Genomic DNA, 25,860 nt, shown 5'->3' with positions numbered 1-25,860 from the left:
GAAACCCTAGATACTGCCTTCCTTCTTCCTTCTTCCTTCTTCCTTCTTCCGTATCGAAAGATATTGACGAAGCCAGGGAGAATCAGTATTCTACGCACCGTCTTGAGGCACGGGGCCTTAGCTCAGATGGGAGAGCGCAACACTGGCAGTGTTGAGGTCAGCGGTTCGATCCCGCTAGGCTCCACCAAGCTCAAGACAATGCGTCCCATTCGTCTAGTGGTCCAGGACACCGCCCTTTCACGGCGGTAACAGGGGTTCAAACCCCCTATGGGACGCCACCTTTTCTTGCCCACAGCAGTGGTGATATCAGAGACGCGAAAGCGTCTTTTTTTGTCTCTGCTTCCCGTTCGTATTAGACGTTTTTATACGTTTTTCCCCTTGACACCTCTGGGACCTTGTCCACTGCCGCGCCGCCTTTGCTTTCGTGTTGTGTATAACGCCGGCTAAGGTCCGTCATGTTGCGCGTTATTGAAAAACATGCTGTTTTTCAAGCACTTATATTAGATCAAAAATTAATCGATTTGAGCGTAACCGCCTTGTCATGGTGTTTCTGGCGAACTACCTAAAGGTTTTGAACAGGTTTATCCACAGAAAGTGTGGAAAACGCCCAGCGTCGTCAGGATAAAGAACACGACTGTGGGGATGGGGAGTGCAGGGGTGCGATGAGACGGGGAGTCAAACGTAACGGACCGCCCTGAAGGCGGTCCGTGACACTCTCGTGCAGTCACCTGGCTAGAAATGTCTCGGCCGGGTTTTGGCTAGCAAGTTACTTGGCTGGGTAGTCCCGCTGGGAATGGCCGATATAGAGCTGACGCGGACGGCTGATGCGATAGCTGCCGCTGATCATCTCGTTCCAGTGAGACGTCCAGCCAATCGTGCGGGCCATGGCGAAGATGACGGTAAACATGTTGGTCGGAATGCCGATCGCCTTGAGGATGATGCCGGAGTAGAAGTCGACGTTCGGGTAGAGCTTGCGCTCGATGAAGTAGTCGTCTTCCAATGCGATCTGCTCGAGCCGCTTGGCGATCTTGAGCTGCGGATCGTCGGCCATGCCGAGTTCGCCCAGCACCTCGTCGCAGGTTTCTTTCATGACCTTGGCGCGCGGGTCGAAATTGCGATAGACGCGGTGGCCAAAGCCCATCAGCTTGAACGGATCGTCCTTGTCCTTGGCGCGGTCGATGAAGCGCTGGATGTTTTCCTCGGACTCATCACCGATCTCGTCGAGCATGTTGAGCACGGCTTCGTTGGCGCCACCATGGGCTGGTCCCCATAGCGCGGCGATGCCGGCACTGATGCAAGCGAAGGGGTTGGCGCCCGTTGAGCCCGCCAGACGCACCGTGGAGGTGGAGGCGTTCTGTTCATGGTCGGCGTGCAGCATGAAGATCCGGTCCATGGCCTTGGCGAAAACCGGATTGACCTCGTAGCTTTCACACGGATTGCCGAACATCATGTAGAGGAAGTTTTCCGCGTAGTCGAGATCATTGCGCGGATAATTGAATGGCTGTCCAATGTTGTACTTGTGGCACATCGCGGCCAATGTCGGCATCTTGGCGATCAGGCGAATCGCGCTGACGCGGCGCTCTTCTTCCTTGGTGATGTCCAGATTGTCGTGGTAGAAGGCGGCCAGTCCACCGACGACGCCGCATAGGATCGCCATCGGATGGGCATCGCGGCGGAAGCCCTTGAAGAAGTTGACGAGTTGTTCGTGGACCATGGTGTGATTTCTCACGGTGGCCGCGAAGTCGTCGTATTGCGCCTTGCTGGGGAGCTCTCCGAATAACAGCAGATAACAGAGCTCGACGTAGTTGGAGTGCTCGGCCAGTTGGCCGATGGGGTAGCCACGGTGGAGAAGAACGCCCGCAGCACCATCTATATAGGTGATGCCTGATTCGCAGGAGGCGGTGGCGACGAAGCCCGGGTCGTATGTGAACAGACCTTCGCTGGTCAGGCCGCGGACGTCGATCACATCAGGCCCGACGGTGCCGGAGTAGACAGGGAACTCGATCGTCTTGTCCAACCCTTCTACCGTCAACTGCGCTTTCCTGTCAGCCATTATGGCCTCCTCTTTTACCTAAGTCTTTGTCTTGCTTGCCATGCCAGCGAAAATAATGCGCCTACTATAGAACCACGCGGTGGATTGTCAATTGGGCCTAGGGCGCCTATGAGCTTGGCGCCGCCGCGCATGGCGTGTCCCGGCGTGGCGATAGAAAAGGAGGCGAGCAAGGTTCCTACCCGGAAGTGCTACCCTATTTGACGCGTCCATGGGGACGGCTGCAAGGGCTATCTCATTTGTCATGACATCCCCCGGTCCTTATAATCTTATCCCGCGCGACTGGCAGGAGCATGGCTTGGTCATGTAAGCCCTCGACCAAGGCCTCCCCCTCAAACCACCGCCCGCACCGGGTACAGCCCTAGCCGCTGGCGGGCCAAGAGAGTGTGATGAGCCGTGAATAGCAAAAGACCCGTAAACTTAGACCTGACGACGATAAAATTTCCACTTCCCGCACTGACCTCCATTGCCCACCGTATTACCGGTGTCATTCTCTTTGTGGGATTGATCTTCGGTTTCTGGGCCCTCGACGCGTCACTGTCGTCTCCCGAAGGATTCGAAGCAGTGCGTGACACCCTCGCCAACAACGTACTCGCCAAGCTGATCGCCTGGGGACTGCTCTCGGCACTGGGCTTCCACTTCGTGGCCGGCATCAAGCACCTGCTGATGGATGCAGGTATTGGCGTGGATCTCGAGGGTGGGTATCGCAAGGCGCAGATCACGGTCGTGATCAGTGCCATCTTGGTGGTTTTGGCAGGAGTATGGGTATGGTAACCAACATCACGAACCTCGGTCGCAGTGGCCTTTCCGATTGGCTGATCCAGCGAGTCTCGGCCATTATCCTGGCGGTCTATGCCGTGTTCATGGTCCTGTATCTCTTGTTCCATCCGGGGCTCGATTACGCCACGTGGAGCGGTCTCTTCTCGCAGACCTGGATGCGTATCTTCTCCCTGCTGGCCTTTATTTCCATCGCGGCGCACGCATGGGTCGGTTTGTGGACGGTGTCCACTGACTATCTCAAGCAGGCGGGTGCGCGCTTTGCATTTCAAGCGGTCGTCATGCTGGCCATCTTCGTTTTTCTGGTGTGGGGCGTTCAAGTCCTTTGGGGAGCCTAATTCATGTCCAATATGCGTAGCCTGACATTCGACGCAATCATCATCGGTGGCGGTGGCTCCGGTCTGCGTACCGCGCTTGAGCTGGCCAAGTCCGGCAAGAAGACCGCGGTGCTGTCCAAGGTCTTTCCGACGCGCTCGCACACCGTCTCCGCCCAAGGTGGCATCACCTGCGCCATCGCTTCTGCCGATCCCAATGACGATTGGCGCTGGCATATGTACGACACCGTCAAGGGCGGTGACTATATCGCTGACCAGGATGCCGCTGAGTATTTGTGTTCCGAAGGCCCCAAGGCGGTTTTCGAGCTAGAACACATGGGGCTGCCGTTCTCGCGTTTCGATAACGGCCGTATCTACCAGCGCCCTTTCGGTGGCCAGTCCAAGGACTTCGGCAAGGGCGGCCAGGCCGCGCGCACATGCGCTGCTGCTGACCGTACCGGCCATGCGCTGCTACATACGCTGTATCAGAACAATCTGAAAAATAACACCGTATTCCTGAATGAATGGTACGCGGTGGATCTGGTCAAGAATGCCGATGGCGATGTGGTGGGCTGTATCGCCATGTGCATCGAGACCGGCGAAATCGTGCATATCAAGTCCAAGGCGACGGTATTGGCGACCGGCGGCTCGGGCCGCATCTACGCGTCCACGACTAACGCGCTGATCAATACCGGTGATGGTATCGGCATGGCGCTTCGTGCTGGCTTCCCCATGCAGGACATGGAGATGTGGCAGTTCCACCCCACCGGCATTTACGGGGCCGGGGTCTTGGTTACCGAAGGTTGTCGTGGCGAGGGTGGCTACCTGATCAACAAGGATGGCGAACGCTTCATGGAGCGTTATGCGCCGAACGCCAAGGACCTGGCTGGCCGCGATGTCGTGGCTCGCGCCATGGTCATGGAAATCCTGGAAGGGCGTGGCTGCGGCGAAAACGGTGATCACGTCATGCTGAAGCTCGATCACCTGGGTGAAGAGGTGCTGGGCAAGCGTCTGCCGGGCATCGTCGAGCTATCCAAGACCTTCGCCCATGTCGATCCTGCCAAGGACCCGATCCCGGTCGTGCCGACGTGCCATTACATGATGGGCGGCGTACCGACCAACGTCCACGGCCAGGCGATCATGCAAGACGCCGATGGCAACGATCAGATCGTCAACGGGCTGTTCGCCTGTGGCGAAGCGGCATGTGTGTCCGTACACGGCGCCAACCGCCTGGGCGGTAATTCACTGCTCGACTTGGTGGTCTTCGGGCGTGCAGCCGGTATGTTCATCGAGCAAGCGCTCAATGAAGGTGTCGATTACCTCGAGGCGGCTCAGTCCGATATCGATAGTGCCATGGCTCGCATCAACCGCTGGGATGAATCGAGCGGCGGCGAGGCAATTCCTGAATTGCGTGCCGAGCTGCAGGAAGTCATGCAAAACGATTTTGGCGTCTTTCGTCAGGAAGACACCATGCAGGAGGGCGTCAAGAAACTGGCCGACCTCCGCGAGCGTATCGGTAACGCGCATCTGGCCGATAAATCCAATGCTTTCAATACCGCGCGTGTCGAAGCGTTGGAACTCGACAATCTGCTCGAAGTGGCGGAGGCCACGGCAATCTCCGCCTTGGACCGTAAGGAAAGCCGCGGCGCGCATTCGCGCTATGACTATCCGGATCGCGACGACGCCAACTGGCTCAAGCACTCCATGTACTTCCCGGTCGAGAAGCGGCTGGGGCAGCGTGACGTGAACTTTGCGCCGAAGACCGTCGAGACCTTCGAGCCGAAAATCCGCACCTACTAAGGGGTTGTCCAAGATGTCTACGCTTCAGATATCCATTTATCGTTACAACCCGGAAACCGATTCCGTGCCCTACATGCAGGAGTTCCAGTTGGATACGCAGGGGCGCGATATCATGGTTCTCAATGCGCTTGAAATGATCAAGCAGCAGGATAGCTCCATGGCGTACCGGCGTAGCTGCCGCGAAGGGGTTTGCGGTTCCGATGGCATGAACATGAACGGCAAGAATGGTTTGGCTTGCGTTACGCCGTTGTCCGAGGTGGTCAAGGACAACAAGTTGGTGCTGCGCCCGCTGCCCGGTTTGCCGGTTATCCGTGACCTGGTGGTCGATATGGGGGTGTTCTACAAGCAGTATGAGAGCATCCAGCCTTATCTGCAGAACGATACCACCGAGCCCACGATGGAGCGGTTGCAGTCGCCGGAAGAACGCGAAAAGCTCGATGGGCTTTACGAGTGCATTCTGTGCGCCTGCTGCTCCACGGCCTGCCCCTCCTTCTGGTGGAATCCAGACAAGTTCGTAGGGCCGGCTGGCCTGCTGCAGGCTTATCGCTTTCTCGCCGATTCACGTGATACCGCAACGCGTGAGCGCCTGGAGCGGCTTGAAGACCCGTTCAGCCTGTTCCGGTGCCGTGGCATCATGAATTGCGTGGCGGTGTGCCCTAAAGGGCTCAATCCGACACGTGCGATTGGCAAGATTCGTGAGATGTTACTGTCTAATGCCACTTAAATCGCGCCGCGTGGCTTGTTATCATTGGCAACAAGCCGCTTCCTGCGACATGGCGTCGCAGGAAGCCGGTCCCGCGACCGCCGTTAGCCGGTGCCCTGCGCACCGGCTTTTGACGATAAGTGGACCCTAGCGTCGCGTATGACGCCAACCTGCTCCCGCAGGTCCCAAGTGACGCCGGCACGTCCGGGCGTGCCAGCGCCAAGAACACCCATCAGTGCATAGGGTGACCAAGAGATGCAAGAAGGCATAATGGAGTTGATGTGGCGCACTTCCCATGTCAGCGGCGGCAACGCCCACTACGTGGAAGCGCTCTACGAGCAATACCTCGTCGAGCCCTCTGAGGTTCCCGACGAATGGCGTAACTATTTCGATCAGTTACCTCGTCCGGAAGGCGCCCCCTCTCACGACGTTCCTCTCAGTCCGATTCGCGATCAGTTCTATCAGTTGGCGCAAAATCGTCGTGGCAAGCCCGCCGCCGGTGTCGCTGACAGCAGCGAGAACAAAAAGCAGGTCAAGGTTCTCCAGCTGATCAACGCCTACCGCTTCCGCGGCCATCAGCGCGCCGATATCGACCCGCTGGGGCTTCGCAGCCCGACTCCGATTCCTGATCTGGATCTTTCCTTCCATCAGCTGACCGACGCTGATATGGAGACGTCCTTCCAGACTGGCTCACTGTTCCTGGGCAAGGACCAGGCGCCGCTCAAGGAAATCGTCGACGTCCTGGAAAAGACGTACTGCCGCAGCATTGGCTGCGAGTTCATGCATATCGTCGACACCGACGAGAAGCGTTGGTTACAGCAACGCTTCGAATCGGTGCGTTCCAAGCCGGACTACAGCGTCGATGTACGCAAGCATATCCTCGAGCGTTTGACGGCTGCCGAAGGGTTGGAAAATTATCTCGCGTCCAAGTATCCAGGCACCAAACGCTTCGGTCTGGAAGGCGGCGAGACCTTCATCCCGATGGTTGACGAAATCATCCAGCGTACGGGCAATTATGGCACCAAGGAAGTCGTCATCGGCATGGCGCACCGAGGCCGCCTCAACCTGCTGGTCAACTTGCTGGGCAAGAGTCCATCGGAACTGATCGACGAGTTCGATGGCAAGAAAGTCATCCAGCAGGGCTCTGGGGATGTGAAGTACCACCAGGGCTTCAGTTCCAACGTGATGACCGAAGGTGGCGAGGTTCACCTGGCATTGGCGTTCAACCCCTCGCACCTCGAGATTGTCTCGCCGGTGGTCGAAGGGTCCGTGCGTGCCCGCCAGGATCGTCGCGAAGATGGCGAGGGCGCCAAGGTGCTACCGGTGGTGGTGCATGGCGATGCCGCTTTTGCCGGCCAGGGCGTGGTGATGGAGACATTCCAGATGTCCCAGACCCGCGGTTACAAGACCGGCGGCACCGTGCATATCGTCATCAATAACCAGGTCGGTTTCACCACGTCACGGCCTGACGATGCACGCTCCACTGAGTACTGCACCGATATCGCCAAGATGGTCCAGGCGCCGATCTTCCACGTGAATGGTGATGATCCCGAGGCGGTGGTGCATGCTACCCAGGTGGCTGTCGATTATCGTTACCAGTTCAACAAGGACGTGGTGATCGATCTCGTCTGCTACCGCAAGCGCGGTCATAACGAGGCCGACGAGCCCTCCGGGACTCAGCCGCTGATGTACCAGAAGATCAAGTCGCACAAGAGTTCGCGCGAACTCTACGTGGCGCGCTTGGTGCAAGAGGGCATGATCAGCGACGACGACGCGGCTGCTATGGTCGAGAAATATCGCGATGACTTGGTGGCAGGCAACCACGTCGCCAATGCGCTGGTCAAGGAGCCCAATACCGAGCTATTCGTCGACTGGACGCCTTATCTCGGGCACACGTGGACGGGCGACGCCGATACCTCGATCGACATGACGCGCATGCAGCAACTAGCCGCCAAGATGTGCGAGGTTCCCGAAGACGTCGAGGTCCAGCGCCAGGTGGCCAAGATCTACGAGGATCGTCGTAAGATGGCCGCCGGCGATCTGGCCATCAACTGGGGCTTTGGCGAAACCTTGGCGTACGCCACCTTGCTGGATGAAGGCCACCCTATTCGTCTGACGGGGCAGGATACCGGGCGTGGAACCTTCTCCCACCGCCATGCCGTCGTGCATAACCAGAAAGATGGCTCGACCTATGTGCCGCTGGAACATATCAAGGAAGACCAGCCGCGCTTCACCATCCGTGACTCCTTTTTGTCCGAGGAAGCGGCACTGGCGTTCGAGTACGGGTATTCCACGACCACGCCCAAGGCCTTGATCATTTGGGAAGCCCAGTTCGGTGACTTCACCAACGGGGCACAGGTGGTGATCGACCAGTTCATTTCCTCCGGCGAGACCAAGTGGGGACGGCTTTGCGGGCTCACCATGCTGCTACCGCATGGCTATGAAGGGCAGGGCCCCGAGCACTCCTCGGCGCGTCTCGAGCGCTTCCTGCAGCTGTGTGCCGAGCACAATATGCAGGTCTGCATGCCGACCACGCCGGCTCAGATATTCCACCTTTTGCGGCGTCAGGTGATCCGCCCGCTGCGCAAGCCGCTGGTGATCATGTCGCCGAAGAGCCTGCTGCGTCACAAGGAAGCAACCTCGACGCTGGAAGATCTGTCCAACGGCCGCTTCGAAATGGTGCTGCCGGACCAAGGCAAGCTCGATGCGGAGAGTGTCAAACGCGTGGTGTTGTGTTCGGGCAAGGTCTACTACGATCTGGCGAACTATCGTGCCGAAAATGGCAGCGATGATGTTGCGATCGTGCGTTTGGAGCAGGTCTATCCTTTCCCCAAGGAGGAGCTGTACGAGGTCTTCAAGACCTATCCGAACCTCGAACAGGTCGTTTGGTGTCAGGAGGAGCCGCTCAACCAGGGCGCCTGGTATCAAAGCCAGCATCACATGCGTCTGGTGGCCGATATGGTGCAGGAAGGCTTGGGGCGTGAACTGAAGTTCGCGGGGCGTCCGGCATCCGCCGCACCGGCATCCGGCTACATGTCCGTCCATGTTGAACAGCAGCGCCAGCTGGTCGAAGACGCCATTACTGGCTGAGGCGTTCCATCGGGATCGAGAGAAAACACTAAGGAAACGACATGGCTACTGAGATCAAAGCGCCGAATTTCCCGGAATCCGTTGCCGAGGGCACTATCGCCACTTGGCACAAGAAGGTCGGTGACAGCGTTGAGCGTGATGAGCTGATTGTCGAGATCGAGACGGACAAGGTCGTTCTCGAAGTCGTGGCGCCGGACGCCGGCACCGTGACTGAAATCAAAGTGGAAGAAGGCGATACGTGCGACTCTGAGCAGGTGCTTGGGATGCTGGGCGCCGCGAGTGAAGGCGGCGGCGAAAAGCCTGCTGAAGGCTCTAAATCCGCTGAGGGCTCTAACAAAGAAGACTCGAAGAAAGAAGAGACCGGCGAGAAGCAGGATTCGGCAGCGGCCAAGTCTGACGATGCCAAGCCGGCAGCGTCTGGTAAGCAGCATGACGTCAAAGCGCCGAGCTTCCCGGAATCCGTTCAGGAAGGGACCGTGGCCACCTGGCACAAGCAGGTCGGTGAAGCGGTGAAGCGCGACGAGATCCTCGCGGACATCGAGACCGACAAGGTGGTGCTCGAAGTTGTCGCTCCGGCCGATGGCGCCCTCAGCGAAATCAAGGTGCAGGAAGGCGAGCAAGTCGAGTCCGAAGCGGTGCTCGCGTTGTTTGCCGAAGGCGCCGGCGGTGATGCGGGGGGGGGCGAGGCTGCCGCATCAGACGACACGGCGAGTGAGTCGAAAGACGCCGGTGGTGGCAGTGACGAAAAGGTCGGCGACAAGATCCTCGCACCGGCGGCACGCAAGCTGGTCGCCGAGCACGATCTGGACGCCAGCAAGATCGAAGGCACCGGCAAGGGCGGCCGTGTTCTGAAAGAAGACGTGCAAAAAGCCGTCAAGGATGGCTCCGCCAAGAAGGAGGCCAAGTCCACTGGTGGGGACGTCAAGGCCGCTGCTGCACCGGCACCTGCCGTCGAGGGTGATCGCCCTGAGCAGCGCGTGCCAATGAGTCGTCTGCGCCAGACCATCGCCAAGCGTCTGGTGCAGGCGCAGCAGACCGCCGCCATGCTGACCACCTATAATGAGGTGGACATGAGCGCGGTGATGAACCTGCGCAGTCAGTACAAGGAAACTTTCCAGAAGGCGCACGATACCAAGCTCGGGTTCATGGGCTTCTTCGTCAAGGCATGCACCGAGGCTCTCAAGCGGTTCCCCGACGTGAACGCGTCGATCGACGGCAGCGATATCGTCTATCACGGCTATCAGGACATCGGTGTTGCCGTGTCCACGCCGCGAGGCCTGGTCGTGCCGGTGCTGCGTGATACCGACAGCATGAAGCTCGCCGATGTCGAGAAGAGCATCGTCGACTTCGGCAAGCGCGGTCGCGACGGCAAGCTCGGCATCGAAGACATGCAGGGCGGGACCTTCACCATCACCAACGGCGGTATCTTCGGTTCGTTGCTGTCGACACCGATCATCAATCCGCCACAGACCGCTATTCTGGGTATGCACAAGATCCAGGAGCGTCCGATGGCCGTCGACGGCAAGGTCGAGATTCGTCCGATGATGTATCTCGCCATCTCCTATGATCACCGCATGATTGACGGCAAGGACGCGGTGCAGTTCCTGGTCACGATCAAGGAACTGCTTGAGGATCCCGCGCGTTTCTTGCTCGACGTGTGATGGTTGTCGCCGAATAATGCGTTGCGACTAATTAATTGAATTCGAACAGGATGATTTCATGGCCGATAAATTCGATGTGATCGTTATTGGTGCCGGGCCTGGTGGGTATGTGGCGGCCATTCGCGCTGCTCAAATGGGCCTGAAGACCGCGTGCGTCGAGAAGTGGGTCAACAAGGAAGGCAAGACCGTTCATGGTGGCACCTGCTTGAATGTGGGCTGCATCCCCTCGAAGGCCTTGCTGGAAACCTCTCACAAGTTCGTCGAAGCCCGCGACCATTACGCCGAGATTGGCATCGACGTGGGCGAGCCGACTCCCAACATCGCCAAGATGCAGGAGTTCAAGGAAGGCGTCATCGCCAAGAACGTGGGCGGCATCAGCGCGCTGTTCAAGGCCAACGGTGTCACGGCGCTGGAAGGCGCCGGCAAGGTCGTCTCCGACAAGCAGGTCGAAGTCACCGGTCAAGATGGTGAGACGGCCACCTACGATGCCGAGAACATCGTGATTGCTTCCGGCTCCGTACCGGTCGACATCCCGCCGACGCCTTTGACCGAAGGCTTGATCGTCGATTCCAGCGGTGCGCTCGAATTTGACGAAGTACCCAAGCGCCTCGGCGTGATCGGTGCCGGTGTCATCGGCCTCGAATTGGGCAGTGTCTGGAACCGCCTGGGCAGTGAAGTCACGGTCCTCGAGGCGATGGATGCCTTCCTGCCGATGGTCGACAAGGACATTGCCAAGGAAGGCCAGAAACTGTTCAAGAAGCAGGGCATGGACATCAAGATGGGAGCTCGCGTGACGGGCTCCGAGATCAAGGACAAGGAAGTCGTGGTCAAGTATTCCGACGCCAACGGCGAGCAGGAACAGACCTTCGACAAGCTGATCGTGTGTGTGGGCCGTCGTCCCTACACCGAGGGCATCCTTGGCGATGATGTCGGCATCAAGCTCGATGAGCGCGGCTTCGTGTTCGTCGACGACCAGTGCCGCACCAGCGTACCGGGTGTCTACGCCATCGGTGACGTGGTGCGTGGCCCGATGCTGGCGCACAAGGCCTCCGAAGAAGGCGTAATGGTGGCCGACATCATCGCTGGCCACAAAGCCGAGATGAACTACGACGCCATCCCCAGCGTGATCTATACCGCGCCGGAAGTTGCCTGGGTTGGCATGAACGAGCAGGACGCGAAAGAGGCCGGTATTGAAGTCAAGACCGGTTCCTTCCCGTTCTCCGCCAACGGACGTGCGCTGGCCAACAATGCGTCGGAAGGCATGGCCAAGGTCATTGCCGATGCCGAGACCGACCGCATCCTGGGGCTGCACATCATCAGTCAGCATGCCGGGGAGCTCATTGCGCAAGGCGTCATCGCCATGGAATTCGGTTCTAGTGCCGAAGATCTGGCCCTGACCTGCTATGCGCATCCGAGCACCTCGGAAGCCGTGCACGAAGCGGCGTTGGCGGTGGATGGCCATGCCATTCACATGGCCAACCGCAAGAAGCGCAAATAAGCGCTTCGACGAGCGTTTCAGTGTAGAGACGCGTCGCTCCCGCTGAGGCGGGAGCGAACAGGGGTAGCGGTGGCCTGAGGCTGTAACGGACGAGGCCATCGTTACCATTCGAGTCACATGCAACCAATGGCATGACACGATGAACCTTCACGAGTATCAGAGCAAACAGCTGTTTGCCGATTATGGTCTACCGGTGTCCAAGGGTTTCGCCGTGGATACCCCCGAAGAAGCTGCCGATGCGTGCAAGAAGATCGGCGGTGATAAGTGGGTCGTCAAGGCCCAAGTTCACGCAGGTGGCCGTGGCAAGGCGGGTGGCGTCAAGCTGGTCGAAAGTGCCGCGGATGCCAAGGCGTTCGCCGAAAAATGGCTGGGCGAGAACCTGGTGACCTTCCAGACCGATGAGAAGGGCCAACCGGTCACCAAGATCCTGGTCGAAAACTGCACCGATATCGCCAATGAGCTTTATCTGGGGGCCGTCGTCGATCGCGGCACGCGCCGTATCGTTTTCATGGCCTCCACCGAAGGCGGCGTTGAAATCGAGAAGGTCGCCGAAGAAACGCCTGAGAAGATTCTCAAGGCCGAAGTCGATCCACTGGTCGGCGCTCAGCCGTACCAGGCGCGTGAGCTGGCTTTCTCTCTGGGCCTGGAAGGCGCACAGATCAAGCAGTTCACCAAGATCTTCCTGGGCCTGGCCAAGCTGTTCGAGGAAAAAGACCTCGCGCTGCTCGAGATCAACCCGCTGGTGATCAACGACAGTGGCGACCTGCACTGCTTGGACGCCAAGATCGGCCTCGATGGCAATGCGCTGTATCGTCATCCCGATTTGCAAGCCATGCGTGACCCGTCCCAGGAAGACGAGCGTGAGGCGCACGCCCAGGCGTGGGAGCTCAACTACGTCGCTCTGGAAGGCAACATTGGCTGCATGGTCAATGGCGCTGGTCTGGCCATGGGCACCATGGACATCATCAAGCTCAATGGCGGGCAGCCGGCCAACTTCCTGGACGTTGGCGGCGGTGCCACCGAAGAGCGCGTCGGCGAGGCGTTCAAGATCATCCTGTCCGACGATTCCGTGAAGGCCGTTCTGGTCAACATCTTCGGCGGCATCGTGCGTTGCGACATGATCGCCGAAGGCATCATCGGTGCCGTCGAGCAGGTCGGTGTCAACGTGCCGGTCGTGGTGCGTCTCGAGGGCAACAACGCCGAGCTGGGTGCCGAGAAATTGGCCTCCAGCGGACTGAACATCATCGCTGCTACCAGCTTGACCGACGCGGCCCAGCAGGTCGTCAAAGCAGCGGAGGGCAAGTAATGAGTATCCTGATCGACAAAAGCACCAAGGTCATCTGCCAAGGCTTCACCGGTGGCCAGGGGACCTTCCACTCCGAGCAGGCGATTGCCTACGGCACCCAGATGGTGGGTGGCGTGACGCCGGGCAAGGGCGGCCAGACGCACCTCGGCCTGCCGGTGTTCAACACCGTCAAGGAAGCCGTCGACACGACCGGTGCCGAAGCCTCCGTGATCTATGTGCCCGCGCCGTTCTGCAAGGATTCCATCCTTGAGGCCGCCAACGCCGGCATCAAGCTGATTGTATGCATTACCGAGGGGATTCCGACCCTCGATATGCTCGACGTCAAGGTCAAGTGCGACGAGCTGGGCGTGCGCCTGATCGGGCCGAACTGCCCGGGCGTGATCACGCCGGGCGAGACCAAGATCGGCATCATGCCGGGGCATATCCACAAGCCCGGCAAGGTCGGCATCGTGTCGCGCTCAGGCACCTTGACCTATGAAGCCGTCAAGCAGACCACCGATCATGGCTTCGGCCAGTCCACGTGCGTGGGCATTGGCGGCGACCCGATCCCCGGCTCCACCTTCATCGACATCCTCGAGAAGTTCGAGCAGGATCCGCAGACCGAAGCGATCGTGATGATCGGCGAAATCGGCGGCACAGCGGAAGAAGAAGCCGCGGCATACATCAAGGAGCACGTCTCCAAGCCGGTGGTCTCCTACATCGCGGGCGTGACGGCGCCTCCCGGCAAGCGCATGGGCCATGCCGGCGCCATCATCGCTGGCGGCAAGGGCACGGCGGACGAGAAGTTCGCGGCGCTCGAATCCGCGGGCGTCAAGACCGTGCGTTCGCTCGCCGAGATCGGCGATGCGCTGAAGGAAGCGACTGGCTGGTAAGTCACTTCCCGTTCCGGTGACCCCTAGGTCGCTGGACAGCGAGTATGACAAAGGGCATCCCCACGGGGATGCCCTTTGTCGTTTTAGGTACTGAATGAAAATGACCTGCGTTGGCCACTTTGCGTAAAAACGGGAAGGTGGTTACCGACGACGGGACAGCAGTTTGGCGAAGGCTCGCCCTGCCAGCGCCAGGAAGACGGGCGCGCCGGCGATGAGATAAAAATAGTAGGTCACGAAGCGCCAGATGAGCACGGCGGCGGCGGCGCTTTGCTTGCCGATCAAGGGCGCCAGCAAGGCAGTGGAGGTCAGCTCGGCGCCGCCTGCGCCGCCGGGTAGAAAACTCAGCTGACCCGCCGCCATGGAGAGCATCTGTACCAGGAAGGTCCAGGCCCAGTCGATGTGGGCACCCAGGCCCTTCACGGCCAGATACAGAACGCTGTAACGCAGCATCCAGTGGGCGCAGCACAAGGCGAAAACCGACAACAAGGTCAGGCGAGGCAGGCGCAGCGTCTCTATCAAGGCGTTACGGAAATGCAGTAAGCGGCGGGCGAATCCGAAGCGTGCCTTGCGGCGGATCTTGAACCGTTCGAGCCAGCCGCCGGTAACCTGGAGAAGGCGTCCATAGTGGCGTATGACCAACCACAGCAAGATGAAGCCGCACACCAGCAACAGTGATGGCAGGCCCACCAGCCAGCCGAGGTTGAGATCGATGGCCTCAATGACGACATAGAGTGCGACGCCGATCAGTGCGGAAAGAAAGAAGAGCAGGTCGGTCAACTGATCGACGGCGAAGATCGCCGAGGCTTGCGCGGGACGAACTCCGCGCCGGGCTAGCAAGCCTAGGAGCGTCAGCAAGCCTCCGGTGCCGCCGGGCGTTGCGCAGATGGCAAACTCGGTAGACATCACGATGCCCACCGCGCGCGTTTGGCCGAGGCGCCCGGCGCGCCCCGCTAGCAGCAAGCGCAGCCGCAAAGCATTGATATTCCAGCAGATGACGATCAGCAGTAGCATAAATGCCAGTTGCCGTAAGGGGAATGCGGCGAGCTCGCCGAAAAGCGCGCGCCCTCCGAACAGCAGTGGGATGCTGATGGCCGCCACCAACCCGATAAGCAGCAATATTACCAGGCGTTTCATGCGGCGTGCTGCTCCCTCCGGCGTTGCCCCGTCACCCAATCGTACTTGGTGATGGGGTGACGTCCTTCGTGGATCAGGCGCTCCAGGACGGCGAGCCAGTATTCCTGAACGCGGGCATGGCGCATGTCCACGGGATGCAGTCCCAGGCGCAGCAGCGGTGCCTGGCGGCTACGCCAGCGCTGCGTTTCGCTAGCCAGGTGTGACAGGCCGCGACGCCAGGCGCTACGGGCACTCCATACCAGCCCCGGCGCCTTGAGACGTGTAAAGTCGGGCAGTGTATACAGATGTTGAGGGTCGCTGGTGTAGCAGAAGTCGCGCTGGGCCAGCGCTCGCCGCGCTCCTTGGCTCATCAACCAGGCTGGCGCCACGAAGCCGGTGAGTGGCCATCCCTGTGATCGAAAGAGTTCTATGCCCTTGTCCAACCGGCGTGCCGCCTCGTTTTCGTCGAGAGCGTAGAACTCGCCTTCCCAGGTGTAAAAGCGCCGCATGAACCAGTCGCGAGGCGTGCGCGGTGCGGGCGCATCGTCGCAATGGTAATAGCCGTGCAATGCCAGTTCATCGCCTACGGCTCGGCGGGATTGCAAGCGTTCTAGGAAAGCGCCGTCGCGGCGACAGTCGCTGCGATGATGGAAATCGGGCACCACCAGCCAGGTGATAGGGATCGGGCCGTGTCGACGTGCCAGGGCGTCGATCTTGGCCACGAAGTCGACGTAGTCGGGCCAGGTTTCCGGCGCGACATCGTGGAGGACGAGGGAAAGGTGACGATCAGCCATGCTGAAGACTCTCCGTGCTGACGCGTTGTCCGGTCAATTCACGATAATGATGCATCAGGCTGGAGACCACGATATCCCAATCATGATGGCGTTCGACATGCAGGCGGGCACGGCGCCCTTGTTCCTCGGGCGCATTGGCGCAGAGTTCGCGCACGGCGCGTGCCATATCGCTCGCTGAGTGGGGCTCACAGAGTAGTCCGCAGCCCAGGGGGACGTTCTCGGCAAGGGCACCGGCGCGTGCCGCGATGACCGGAATGCCACTTGCCATGGCTTCCAGGGCGACCAGACCGAACGTTTCCTGAGTACCGGCATGTAGTAGTATATCGCTGCTGGCCAGCCACTCGGCGACATCGACGGTGGCCGTGTAGCGGCCTATGACGCTGACGTTATCGGGAACCCGCTGTGGCATCTGCGGCCCGATAAGCAGTAGGTGGTAACCCTTGCCAAGGCGGTGCGCCGTTTCCAGCAGGACGGGCAGGTTCTTCTCGCGAGAGCCGCGCCCGACGAAGATCAGCAGGCGCGTATCGTCGTCGAGGCCCAAGCGCTGGCGGTAGGTATCTTGGCGGCGCTGGGGCGAGAAGGTTTTCAAGTCGACCCCTAGCGGCTGCAGGGCGACATTATCAAGGCCAAGGCCATGCAATTTATCGGCGATGACGCGGCTAGGCGCGAGGACACGATTGCAATGCCGGTAGAGGTTTTCGACATAGCGTTCGAGAGCCATGCGCGTCCAATTCCCGAGGCGGTTGCCGATCAGGCGTGGCAGGTCGGAATGGTAAAATCCGACCACGGGCACATCCAAATCCCGTCCGGCATCAAGCGCGGCCCAGGCAGTGACGTAAGGGTCGCCCGCCTCGATGAGGTCCGGCGCCATCTGTATCAATTCGCGCCGCCAGCCCTCTCGCTTGAGAGGAAACCGGTACCCTTGGCTGAAGGGAAGCGGTGGCGCGGGGATTTCATGAATGGACTCACTGACCGTATGGCGGGCGCCGGGAATCACTAGGCTGGATGTCACGCCAGGGAGTGTCGCCAAACGGTTGCGTTTGGCCTCGAGGTAGGTACGCACCCCACCGCTGGCAGTGGCGTAGAACATCGTGATATCGGCGATATGCAAAGCGTGACTCCTTGAAACCTTCCCGGTTGGTTACGGAGTGACCGCTCGGGCCCTGACGGGCTTGTCGTAGGAATGTCACCGCGCTGTCATGAGATTACGCTGGCACATGCCATGCCTTGCGTCCACTGCTTGTGACGCAAGGCATGGTCAGCTTCAGACGGCGGGACGTGCCACCAACGAGCGTGTCGTCTCGACGGCCTCGGCCAGGGCGACCTGAACGCTGTCGCCGAGCTTGTAGCGCGGCTGGCCCTCGATCTGGATGCGGCCTTCCTTATCGTCGATGGCGACCTTGTCGCGTTCACTGTGCATGAACGGTGCCGGGACGAACGCCGTGGCGCCATTGGCGGAGAGCCGAACCCGCATGCCACCACGGTTGATGGCGATGATTTCGGCGTCGAAGACCTCGCCGTTTTCGGCGGAGGGGCCGAGATAGCGGACGTAGAGCCAATCCTTGACGTCACGCTCCGCCATGCGATTCAGACGCCGACGCTCGGTGAGCTGCTCGGTCAATGCCTGACTGGCCTCGGCGGGTGCGTCCTCGCCCTTGAGTACGCGCTTGATCAAGCGGTGATTGACCATGTCGCCGTACTTGCGGATCGGCGATGTCCAGGTGGCGTATGCCGGCAGTCCCAGCCCGAAGTGCGGGCCAGGCTGGGCGGACATGTTGGTATAGCCCTGGAAACGGCGCAGACGTGCGTCGAGCCAGGCATCCTCGCGTGCTTCCAGGGCGCGGCGCAGCTCGCGATAGCGCGAGAGTTCCAGCAACTGTTCGCGTTCCACGTTGATGTCCTGGGTGGCCAGGAACTCGATCGCCTGATCGGCCTTCTCGGGTTCGAACGCCTGGTGCACGTTGAAGATGCCATGGCCCACGCGCGAGGCCAGTAGGTCGGCGCAGCAGGCGTTGGCCGCGATCATCGACTCCTCGATCATGCGCTGAGCGGTGCGACGTTCCTCGATACGGACCGCCAACACGTTGCCCGCGTCATCGACGTCGAAGGCATAATCGGGACGATCCTTGAACACCAGCGTGTGTTCCTCGCGCCAGGCGTTGCGGGCCTCGGTCATCGCGGCCAAGGCCTTGAGCTGCGTGGCCATGGTCTCGTCGTCGGGAGCCCAATCGCCTTGGCCTTCCAGCCAGTCGGAAATCTGGTCATACACCAGGCGGGCATGCGAACGGACATTGGCGGCGAAGAAGCGATAGTCGCCGAGGGTGCCGTCGCGCTGGATATCCAATGTGCAAACCAGGGTCGGGCGATCCTCGCCTTCCTTCAGCGAGCACAGCTCATTGGCGAGCGTTTCCGGCAGCATGGTGACGTTCTGGCCGGGTAGATACACCGTGAAGGCCCGTGTCTGCGCTTCCAAATCGACCGGGTCGCCCTCGCGGACGTAGGCCGTGGGGTCGGCGATCGCCACGCTGAGACGCCAGCCATCTTCGCGTGTCTCGATGTGCAGGGCGTCGTCCATATCGCGTGTCTTTTCACCGTCGATGGTGAAAAAGGGCGTCGCGGTCCAGTCCTCGCGCTCAAGGCCTTCATCGTGCAGCGGCCACTGCTCGCCGAATTGCGGTGATGCCTGCTCCAGCGCATGGCGCGCCAGAGTCACGCGCCATGGCACGGCGGGATTATCGGCCTTGACTACGAGCTCGTCGACTTGAGCGAAAAATCCGCGATCGTCGGGCTTGAGTGGGTGGCGTACCAAATGTGCCACGACCCAGTCGCCGTCACCGAGCGTACTTTCTTCGAGCGAGTTCTTGAGGCGCGCGCGCAACTGGTTGTTGATCAACGGATGGTCGGGAACGACGCTAAGGCGCCCATCGCGCTTGACCAGTCGCGCCACGAAACGGTCGAGCCCCGCTTCGAGGAGCGTGTCGGGCTCGACGGAGGTCTTGTCTCCCTCCTGCTTGATCAGTGAATCGACGCGGTCGCCATGCAGTACCTGCTTCATGGCGGGGGGCGGAACGAAATAGGAGGTACCGTCTTCGGCTTCGAGAAAGCCGAAGCCGCGATCGGTGGCCTTGATCACCCCTTGGACACGCGGGGTGGTTTCACGAATCTGTTGCTTGAGCTGGGCAAGCGCGGAGTTGTTCTGCAGCATCGAGACACATTCGGTTGGGGGGAGTAGGTCGATACTATACGGGTTCGTGTATTCCCCGCCAACCGACGGCTGGCGGGGAAAAGCGGCGATACACGTGATGTCCCGCCGAACGCTGGATCAGCGCAGCGCCTCAGCAATCGCCGTATTGCCATCGAGCAGGGAAAACTCACGCTGGCGCAGTTCGCGATTGCGCACTACCTCGAGCAACGCATGCGCGACATTGGCGCGTGAAATGCGGTTGTCATCGGCATTGGCGACATCGGTCGTGACACGTTGCGTCGCGGCCTCGTCGGTCAATCGGCCCGGCTTGAGGATCACGTAAGGCACCTTCGATGCACGCAGATGAGCATCGGCGGCATGCTTGGCGGCCATGTAAGGGCGTAGCTTGGCCGGTGCCTCAAGCACTTGGTCGGCGCGCATCGCGCTGAGCATGATGAAACGCCCGATACCCAGTGACGCGGCCAGATCGATCGCGCTCAGCGCGCCATAGAGATCAATCATCAACGTCTTGTCGGGGCCGGTATGCGGGCCCGAGCCCGCCGCGAACACCACCTGATCGCAGCCATAGAATGCTTTGCGGAAGTCACCTTCCAGATCGGCGAGCACCGTTTCGATACCTCGCTCTTGGAACCACGCCTGCTGCGACGTATCGCGAATCATCGCGCGAATCGGGACGTCGGCCTCATGCGCGAGTTCACAAAATTGGCGGCCGATCTGGCCGTTGGCACCGATTACTAGCGTCTTCATGGGGCTCTCCTCAGTGTTGTCGATGACTATTGCATGCGGTTCTCGGCGCCGGTAATCAAGTCCGAAAGGCGCTTGTGTCTACCAGCTTCGTCCTCCATTCCTTTATTCCTTAACTCCCTTCGTCATTCTTCCTTACTTTTCTCTCTTGCCTCTTCACGTTCTCCTTCGGCAGGGGATATGACTTGGTAGATACCACTATAAGACCAATTGGTATTTGACTGGTATTAAAGAGGATCTATATTGGTTATCAAGTATTGAAGACCAAGAGACCGCTTTCATGGACCCGCGTTTTGCTCGGATCACACTCGACCCCGACCTGGCGACGCCGCTTTATCATCAGTTGGCGCGGCAGTTGGGTGATGCCATCGAAGCGGGAGCCTGGCAGGCCGGCGAGGCCTTGCCCTCCGAGCGCGCTTTGGCCGAGACGCTGGAAGTGTCACGCATCACCGCGCGCAAGGCGTTGGAGCGACTCGCGGAGCAGGCCCTGATCCGGCGTACGCACGGTTCAGGCACGTTCATCGCACCACGCTTCAACCAGCCACTGACGCGTCTGACGAGTTTTTCTGAGTTGTTGACGCAGCGTGGCTTCACGCCCCGTTCGCGTTGGCTGTCTCGTCAATTGGGCATGCCGAGTACCGAAGAGGCCTTGCGCCTCGGGCTGCGAGGCGGCACTCAGGTGGCGCGTCTCAAGCGTCTGCGCCTAGCCGACGACGTGGTGATGGCGGTCGAGGAAAGCTGCCTGCCCGAATCGATACTGCCTGAGCCGGAAGACGTCGGGCAGTCGCTCTACGCGACGCTGGAAGCGCGCGGCAAGACGGTGGAACGCGCCCTGCAACACCTGACTGCCGTCAATGCCGACACCGAACTGGCCGCTTTAGCCGAAGTGTCCGCAGGCGAGGCGCTGCTCAAGGTCACCCGCCTTGGTTACCTCGCCGATGGCACCCCGGCGGAACTGACCATTACTTACTGCCGCACCGATTACTACGACTTCATGGTCGAGCTGCACCGGGCTCGATAAAAAACCGAGCTGCACCGGGCTCGATAAGAAACCGCGCGTCTTCGGGCGCGGTAGACAGAAAGCAGAGCTGCACCGGGCTCGATAACCAACGCGAACGCGCGTCTGTGGGCGCGTTAAAAAGGTAAGCCAATGCATTACGGCAACATCCTCACCCCCGAGGGCTGGCGTCTGGGCGAGGTTCACTGGCGCGATGGACGTATCGCGCGAATCGATGGCGCACCGGTCGATCCCGCAGACAACGATGCGCCCTATATAGTGCCCGGTTTCATCGACCTGCATGTGCATGGCGGCGGTGGCGCCGACACCATGGAAGGCGGCGAGGCGGTGACCACGCTGGCGCGTACCCATGCGCGCTTCGGCACCACCAGCCTTTTGGCGACGACCATGACCGCCACCGACACCGAGATACGCCACGTACTTGGCGAAATCGGTTCCTTGATGGAGCAGTCACCCGGCAAGGGCGCACGCATACTCGGCGTACATCTCGAGGGGCCCTATATCAATCCCGGTAAGCTCGGTGCTCAGCCGCCTTATGCACGGCCTGGTGAAATCACCGAGATCGATGCGCTGTGTGCGTTGGCGCCGATTCGGCTGGTGACTCTGGCGCCGGAGCTTTCCGGCCACTACGCGTTGATTCGTCACCTGAGCGAGCGCGGCGTGCGCGTGCAACTGGGGCATACCCTGGGCACCTACGAGCAGGGCGTGGCGGCGATGGAGCATGGCGCCTGCGGTTTCACCCACCTTTATAACGCCATGACCGGTTTGCATCATCGTCATCCGGGCATGGCGGGAGCCGCCTTGGCACATGCCGATTTCGCCGAGCTAATCCCCGACTTGTTGCACGTCCATCCCGGGGCGATTCGCGTCGCGCTCCGAAGCATCCCGCGTCTTTATGCCGTCACCGACTCGACCGCTGCGGCCGGCATGCCCGATGGCGAGTACCGGCTTGGCGAGCAGGCGGTGACCAAATGTCTAGGCGGGGTGCGCCTAGCCGACGGCACGCTCGCCGGAAGTACCCTGACCATGGATCAGGCGCTGCGCAATCTGGTCGAGATCGGCCTATCACTGGCCGAGGCCAGCGAGCGCGTATCGCGCCATCCTGCTGACTTTCTTGGTCTGCATGATCGCGGCCGGTTGGCTGCTGGCTGTCACGCCGATCTGGTCGTGCTCGATCGCGACCTGGCCGTCGACTGTGTCTACGTCGAGGGCCAGAGCGTGACTATGGGTTATCCCGAAGACGCCCCCACGACCCGCCCAGGAGACGACGTATGAGTTCGATGATGCTCAGCGAAGCGCGCAGCGCCCCCGAGCGCATCGCCGACCAGTTGACGCGCAACGCCGAGTCGCATGCCGAGCTCGGTGCATGGCTACGCCAGTGCGATCCACAGGGTGTGGTCACCGTGGCGCGCGGTAGCTCCGACCATGCTGCCAGTTACTTCGCCTATCTATGCATGCAGAGCCGAGGGATTCCGGTGGCCTCGCTGCCGCCGTCGTTGACTACTCTGGCGCGGGCGCCGTGGAAGCTTGACGGCCAGCTGGCGCTAGCGATCTCGCAGTCCGGCCAGAGCCCCGATCTGATCGAGACCCAAAAAGCGCTGGCCGCTGGCGGGGCCCAGACGCTGGCGCTGGTCAATACGCCCCAGTCACCGTTGGGTGAGGTCAGCGATCGCGAGATTGCGCTGCATGCCGGCGAGGAGCGCAGTGTTGCCGCGACCAAGAGCTACCTGGCCACGCTATCGGCCTGCGCTCAGTTGCTCGGCCACTGGAACCGGGATCGTGAATTGCTCGCTGCGCTCGAGGCACTACCCGCACGGCTGCGCGTGGCGGCTGAGCAGGACTGGTCGCCGGCCATCGAGGCACTGCGCGATGCCGACAAGTTGATGGTGGTAGGGCGCGGCGCCGGATTGGCCGTCGCCCAGGAAGCGGCGCTCAAGTTCAAGGAGACCTGCGCCCTCCAGGCCGAGCCATTCAGCGGTGCCGAGGTCAAGCACGGACCGATGGCGTTGATCGGCCCCGGCTACCCAGTGCTGGTATTCGCCCCACCGGGACCCGAGCAGGCCGGCCTACTTGAGCTCGCCGAGTGGCTTAAAAGTGTCGGCGCGCTGGTGTTGCTGGCTGCCGACGAAGATGTTGCCCAGCGTGAGCTGACAGTCACCGATGCCGGCCATGCGGCGCTTCAGCCGCTGTCGGTCATCCAGAGTTTCTACGTCATGGCCGCTCAGCTAGCGGTGGCACGGGGTAGCGATCCCGATCAACCGCGTCATCTCAAGAAGGTGACCCGTACCCGCTGAGCGTCGTCCATCGCTCTCAGCCAAACGATGCGCGACAACGATTCTTTCTAAACGTCTTTTTCTACAGCGACACAGCGACGTTCTTTACAACAACAATGCCGGAGGCAACATGGCTTCATCACTCGATATTCAGGCACCGGTGGATGGCGTGCTCGTCGCTCTCGACGCGGTGCCCGATCCGGTCTTTGCCGGCGGCACGCTCGGCGAGGGCATGGCCATCGATCCGCTCGGCGACACGCTGCATGCGCCTTGCGACGGCGAGATCGTGCATTGTGCACGTACCGCCCACGCGGTGACGCTTCGCAGTGCGGGTGGCGTCGAGCTGCTCATTCATCTGGGGCTGGATACCGTCAATCTCGACGGTGCGGGCATCGAGCTGCTGGTCGAGGCCGGTCAAAGGGTCGAGGTCGGCGCGCCGTTATTGCGTTTCGATGCCGACCAAGTCGCCCAGCAGGCGATGAGCCTGATCACGCCATTGATTATCGCCGAACCGTCCGGTTGGCGTCTGACACTCCTCAGTACACAGCACAGTGGCGACACGGTGCGCCAGGGCGAGTCGATCATGCGTCTCGAGCCGCCCACGTCTTGGGATGCGCCAGATGGCGGCGACGCGACGCCCCGGCGAATAGGTGAAGCGACCCGCGAGGTGACGCTGGGGTTGGCGACTGGATTGCACGCGCGGCCTGCGGCTCGGCTACGCGCCATCGCCCACGAACAGAATGTCGATCTCGAACTCGTCCACGGCGAAACGCACGTCGATGCGCGCAGCTTGAGCCGGTTGATGAATCTAGGGCTGGTGAACGGCGATCGTGTGACGCTGATCGCGCGAGGCGAATGTGCCACGGCGGCGTTGGATAACGCCGAGCGGCTGCTGAGCGAAGCCGAGGCCGATGATCCCGTAGCTAGTACGGCCGAAGTGCCTGTCGCCGAGGCTGGGGTAGGGCAGTTGGCTGGGCTCGTCGCCAGCCAAGGGCTCGCGGTCGGGCCGCTGCATCATTATGTGGCGGCATTACCCACAGTGCCGCAAGTCGGAGGCGTTCCGGCGCATGAGCGCGAGGCGCTGGGCGTGGCATTGGAGAACGTCGGTCATTCGCTCGAGACGGCGCTGGAGCAAGCCAAGCGCAGCGCACGAAGCAGTGAAGCCGAGATCTTCGAGGCGCACTTGGCCTGGCTCGATGATCCGGCGCTACGCGAGGCCGCCGAAGGTTATATCGACAGCGGACGCAGCGCCGGGCAGGCCTGGAAGGAGGCCCTCGATGATGAAGCGGTGCGTCTGCAGGCGACTGGCAACCAACTACTGGCGGCGCGAGTTGCCGACCTGCGCGACCTACAGCGTCAAGTGATGGCGCACCTGGGGGCGGCGCCGAGTGTCCCACAGGTGCCGGCCGACACCATCATCATCGCCGACGATCTGACGCCGTCGGAACTGACGGCCTTGGCCGCTCAGCGTCCGGCGGGCATCTGCTTGGTGGCGGGGGGGACCACGTCGCACGTGGCGATTCTCGCCCGTGCCCGGGGCCTGCCATGTTTGGTGGCGATGGGCGCGATGCTGGAGGCGGCCGAAGGAGAGATGGCGATTCTCGATGCTGAACGCGGCCTGCTCGAACCGCAACCGGATAGCGCCAGTCTTGAGGCCATGCGCGAGCGCATCGCTGAGCGCGAGCGGGCTCGAGGCGCTGCCCGCGAGTCGGCAAGACAGCCTGCGACGACCCGTGACGGGCGCACTATCGAGGTCTGCGCTAACGTCGCCGGCGGCGCCGAGGCGTTTATCGCCGCCGAGGAGGGCGCCGACGGTATCGGCCTGCTGCGCAGCGAATTCCTGTTCCTCGACCGTGAAAGCGCGCCGAGCGTCGACGAGCAGCGCGATGAGTATCAGGCCGCGCTCGATGCACTAGGCGGCAAGCCGGTGGTCGTACGAACGCTGGATATTGGCGCCGACAAGCAACTTAGCTACCTACCGCTGCCCAGCGTTGCCAATCCAGCCCTGGGCGTGCGCGGCATTCGCTTGTGGGCTAGCCACGCCGAACTTCTGGAGAGTCAATTACGCGCTTTACTCGCGCTCCAGCCCCTCGATGCACTGCGCATCATGCTGCCGATGGTCAGTGGCGTCGGAGAGTTACGGGCGTTGCGCCAACGGCTTGAAACGCTGGCCGGGGAACTGGGCGTGAGTCGACTGCCGCAGCTCGGAGTGATGATCGAGGTGCCTTCGGCCGCACTGTGTGCTGCCAGCCTCGCCGCCGAGGCCGATTTCCTATCGGTCGGCACCAACGACCTGACGCAGTACACGCTGGCCATGGATCGCGAAGACCCCGGCCTCGCAGCACAACTCGATGTGCTGCATCCGGCGGTATTGCGGCTGATCAAGACAACCGTCGAAGGCGCTGCCGGACGTTGCCCCGTAGGCGTGTGCGGCGCCGCTGCCAGCGATCCGTTGGCATTGGCCGTGCTGGTGGCTCTGGGTGTCGACGAACTCTCGGTGGAGCCAAGCCGCGTGCCGGCGGTCAAGGCTTCATTGCGTGAGCTAGACGCTGGCGCACTCGCCGAGCAGCTGTCGGCCTGGTTGGATCTGGACGACGGCGCCATGGTGCGCGAGCGGCTCAAGTCCTAGCTGGAAGCACTGG

General features: G+C 61.1%; 19 protein-coding genes and 2 tRNA genes. 15 read left to right on the top strand and 6 right to left on the bottom strand.

Features of this window, described 5'->3' with window-relative positions; all coding sequences use genetic code 11:
* Positions 1-111: 111 nt before the first annotated feature.
* A tRNA-Ala gene (locus L1075_RS01985) sits at positions 112-187 on the top strand.
* A gap of 15 nt (positions 188-202) precedes the next feature.
* Positions 203-278 (top strand) — tRNA-Glu (locus tag L1075_RS01980).
* Positions 279-766: 488 nt separating this feature from the next.
* On the opposite strand, the gene gltA is transcribed toward L1075_RS01980, so the two are convergent.
* Entirely contained in the window at positions 767-2,053 is a 1,287-nt protein-coding gene (gene gltA / locus L1075_RS01975) for a citrate synthase (protein ID WP_075369619.1), read from the bottom strand.
* Positions 2,054-2,446: 393 nt separating this feature from the next.
* On the opposite strand from gltA, the gene sdhC reads away from it, so the two are divergent.
* The 9 genes from sdhC (at position 2,447) to sucD (ending at position 14,071) form a co-directional block, all read left to right on the top strand.
* Complete coding sequence (gene sdhC, locus L1075_RS01970; RefSeq protein WP_075369620.1) at positions 2,447-2,824, top strand: succinate dehydrogenase, cytochrome b556 subunit; 378 nt, start codon at positions 2,447-2,449, stop codon at positions 2,822-2,824.
* Positions 2,818-3,165 (top strand): succinate dehydrogenase, hydrophobic membrane anchor protein, encoded by a 348-nt coding sequence (sdhD, locus tag L1075_RS01965; protein WP_040244087.1) that lies wholly within the window; start codon positions 2,818-2,820, stop codon positions 3,163-3,165. Before sdhC ends, sdhD begins: the two co-directional genes overlap by 7 nt.
* Positions 3,166-3,168: 3 nt before the next feature.
* A complete protein-coding gene (gene sdhA, locus L1075_RS01960; protein WP_040244085.1) occupies positions 3,169-4,941 on the top strand; it encodes a succinate dehydrogenase flavoprotein subunit in 1,773 nt (590 codons plus the stop codon).
* Positions 4,942-4,954: 13 nt separating this feature from the next.
* Positions 4,955-5,665, top strand: a complete 711-nt coding sequence (locus tag L1075_RS01955; protein WP_075369621.1) for a succinate dehydrogenase iron-sulfur subunit — start codon at positions 4,955-4,957, stop codon at positions 5,663-5,665.
* A gap of 234 nt (positions 5,666-5,899) precedes the next feature.
* Positions 5,900-8,734, top strand: a complete 2,835-nt coding sequence (locus L1075_RS01950) for a 2-oxoglutarate dehydrogenase E1 component (RefSeq protein WP_075369622.1) — start codon at positions 5,900-5,902, stop codon at positions 8,732-8,734.
* Between the two features lie 41 nt (positions 8,735-8,775).
* A complete protein-coding gene (gene odhB / locus L1075_RS01945) occupies positions 8,776-10,395 on the top strand; it encodes a 2-oxoglutarate dehydrogenase complex dihydrolipoyllysine-residue succinyltransferase (RefSeq protein ID WP_246939470.1) in 1,620 nt (539 codons plus the stop codon).
* Positions 10,396-10,453: 58 nt separating this feature from the next.
* Positions 10,454-11,893 (top strand): dihydrolipoyl dehydrogenase, encoded by a 1,440-nt coding sequence (gene lpdA, locus L1075_RS01940; RefSeq protein WP_075369624.1) that lies wholly within the window; start codon positions 10,454-10,456, stop codon positions 11,891-11,893.
* Positions 11,894-12,032: 139 nt separating this feature from the next.
* Entirely contained in the window at positions 12,033-13,199 is a 1,167-nt protein-coding gene (sucC, locus tag L1075_RS01935; RefSeq protein WP_040244076.1) for an ADP-forming succinate--CoA ligase subunit beta, read from the top strand.
* Positions 13,199-14,071: a succinate--CoA ligase subunit alpha gene (gene sucD / locus L1075_RS01930; protein WP_040244074.1), complete on the top strand. Its 873-nt coding sequence runs from the start codon at positions 13,199-13,201 to the stop codon at positions 14,069-14,071. Before sucC ends, sucD begins: the two co-directional genes overlap by 1 nt.
* Before the next feature lie 141 nt (positions 14,072-14,212).
* On the opposite strand, the gene gpgF is transcribed toward sucD, so the two are convergent.
* From gpgF to L1075_RS01905, 5 genes are all read right to left on the bottom strand, one after another.
* Positions 14,213-15,205, bottom strand: a complete 993-nt coding sequence (gene gpgF / locus L1075_RS01925; RefSeq protein ID WP_075369625.1) for a glucosaminyl phosphatidylglycerol flippase — start codon at positions 15,203-15,205, stop codon at positions 14,213-14,215.
* A complete protein-coding gene (gene gpgD / locus L1075_RS01920; RefSeq protein WP_075369626.1) occupies positions 15,202-15,978 on the bottom strand; it encodes an N-acetylglucosaminyl phosphatidylglycerol deacetylase in 777 nt (258 codons plus the stop codon). The genes gpgF and gpgD overlap by 4 nt, the downstream gene beginning before the upstream one ends.
* Complete coding sequence (gene gpgS / locus L1075_RS01915) at positions 15,971-17,089, bottom strand: N-acetylglucosaminyl phosphatidylglycerol synthase (protein WP_246939468.1); 1,119 nt, start codon at positions 17,087-17,089, stop codon at positions 15,971-15,973. The genes gpgD and gpgS overlap by 8 nt, the downstream gene beginning before the upstream one ends.
* Before the next feature lie 153 nt (positions 17,090-17,242).
* Positions 17,243-19,183 carry an exoribonuclease II gene (locus L1075_RS01910; RefSeq protein WP_246939466.1) on the bottom strand — a complete coding sequence of 647 codons (1,941 nt, stop codon included), beginning with the start codon at positions 19,181-19,183 and terminating at the stop codon, positions 17,243-17,245.
* 117 nt (positions 19,184-19,300) lie between these two features.
* On the bottom strand, positions 19,301-19,930 hold the full coding sequence (locus tag L1075_RS01905; protein WP_246939464.1) for an SDR family oxidoreductase: 630 nt from the start codon (positions 19,928-19,930) through the stop codon (positions 19,301-19,303).
* A 277-nt stretch (positions 19,931-20,207) separates the two neighbouring features.
* On the opposite strand from L1075_RS01905, the gene L1075_RS01900 reads away from it, so the two are divergent.
* The 4 genes from L1075_RS01900 (at position 20,208) to ptsP (ending at position 25,847) form a co-directional block, all read left to right on the top strand.
* Positions 20,208-20,948, top strand: a complete 741-nt coding sequence (locus tag L1075_RS01900) for a GntR family transcriptional regulator (protein WP_075369630.1) — start codon at positions 20,208-20,210, stop codon at positions 20,946-20,948.
* 129 nt (positions 20,949-21,077) lie between these two features.
* A complete protein-coding gene (nagA, locus tag L1075_RS01895; RefSeq protein WP_246893807.1) occupies positions 21,078-22,220 on the top strand; it encodes an N-acetylglucosamine-6-phosphate deacetylase in 1,143 nt (380 codons plus the stop codon).
* Complete coding sequence (locus L1075_RS01890; RefSeq protein WP_246939462.1) at positions 22,217-23,239, top strand: SIS domain-containing protein; 1,023 nt, start codon at positions 22,217-22,219, stop codon at positions 23,237-23,239. Before nagA ends, L1075_RS01890 begins: the two co-directional genes overlap by 4 nt.
* A 109-nt stretch (positions 23,240-23,348) precedes the next feature.
* A complete protein-coding gene (gene ptsP, locus L1075_RS01885; protein ID WP_246939460.1) occupies positions 23,349-25,847 on the top strand; it encodes a phosphoenolpyruvate--protein phosphotransferase in 2,499 nt (832 codons plus the stop codon).
* Positions 25,848-25,860: the final 13 nt, after the last annotated feature.

It is taken from the genome of Chromohalobacter beijerinckii, from assembly GCF_023061185.1.
Lineage (GTDB): Bacteria > Pseudomonadota > Gammaproteobacteria > Pseudomonadales > Halomonadaceae > Chromohalobacter > Chromohalobacter beijerinckii.
This window is presented reverse-complemented; position numbering and strand designations above follow the sequence as displayed.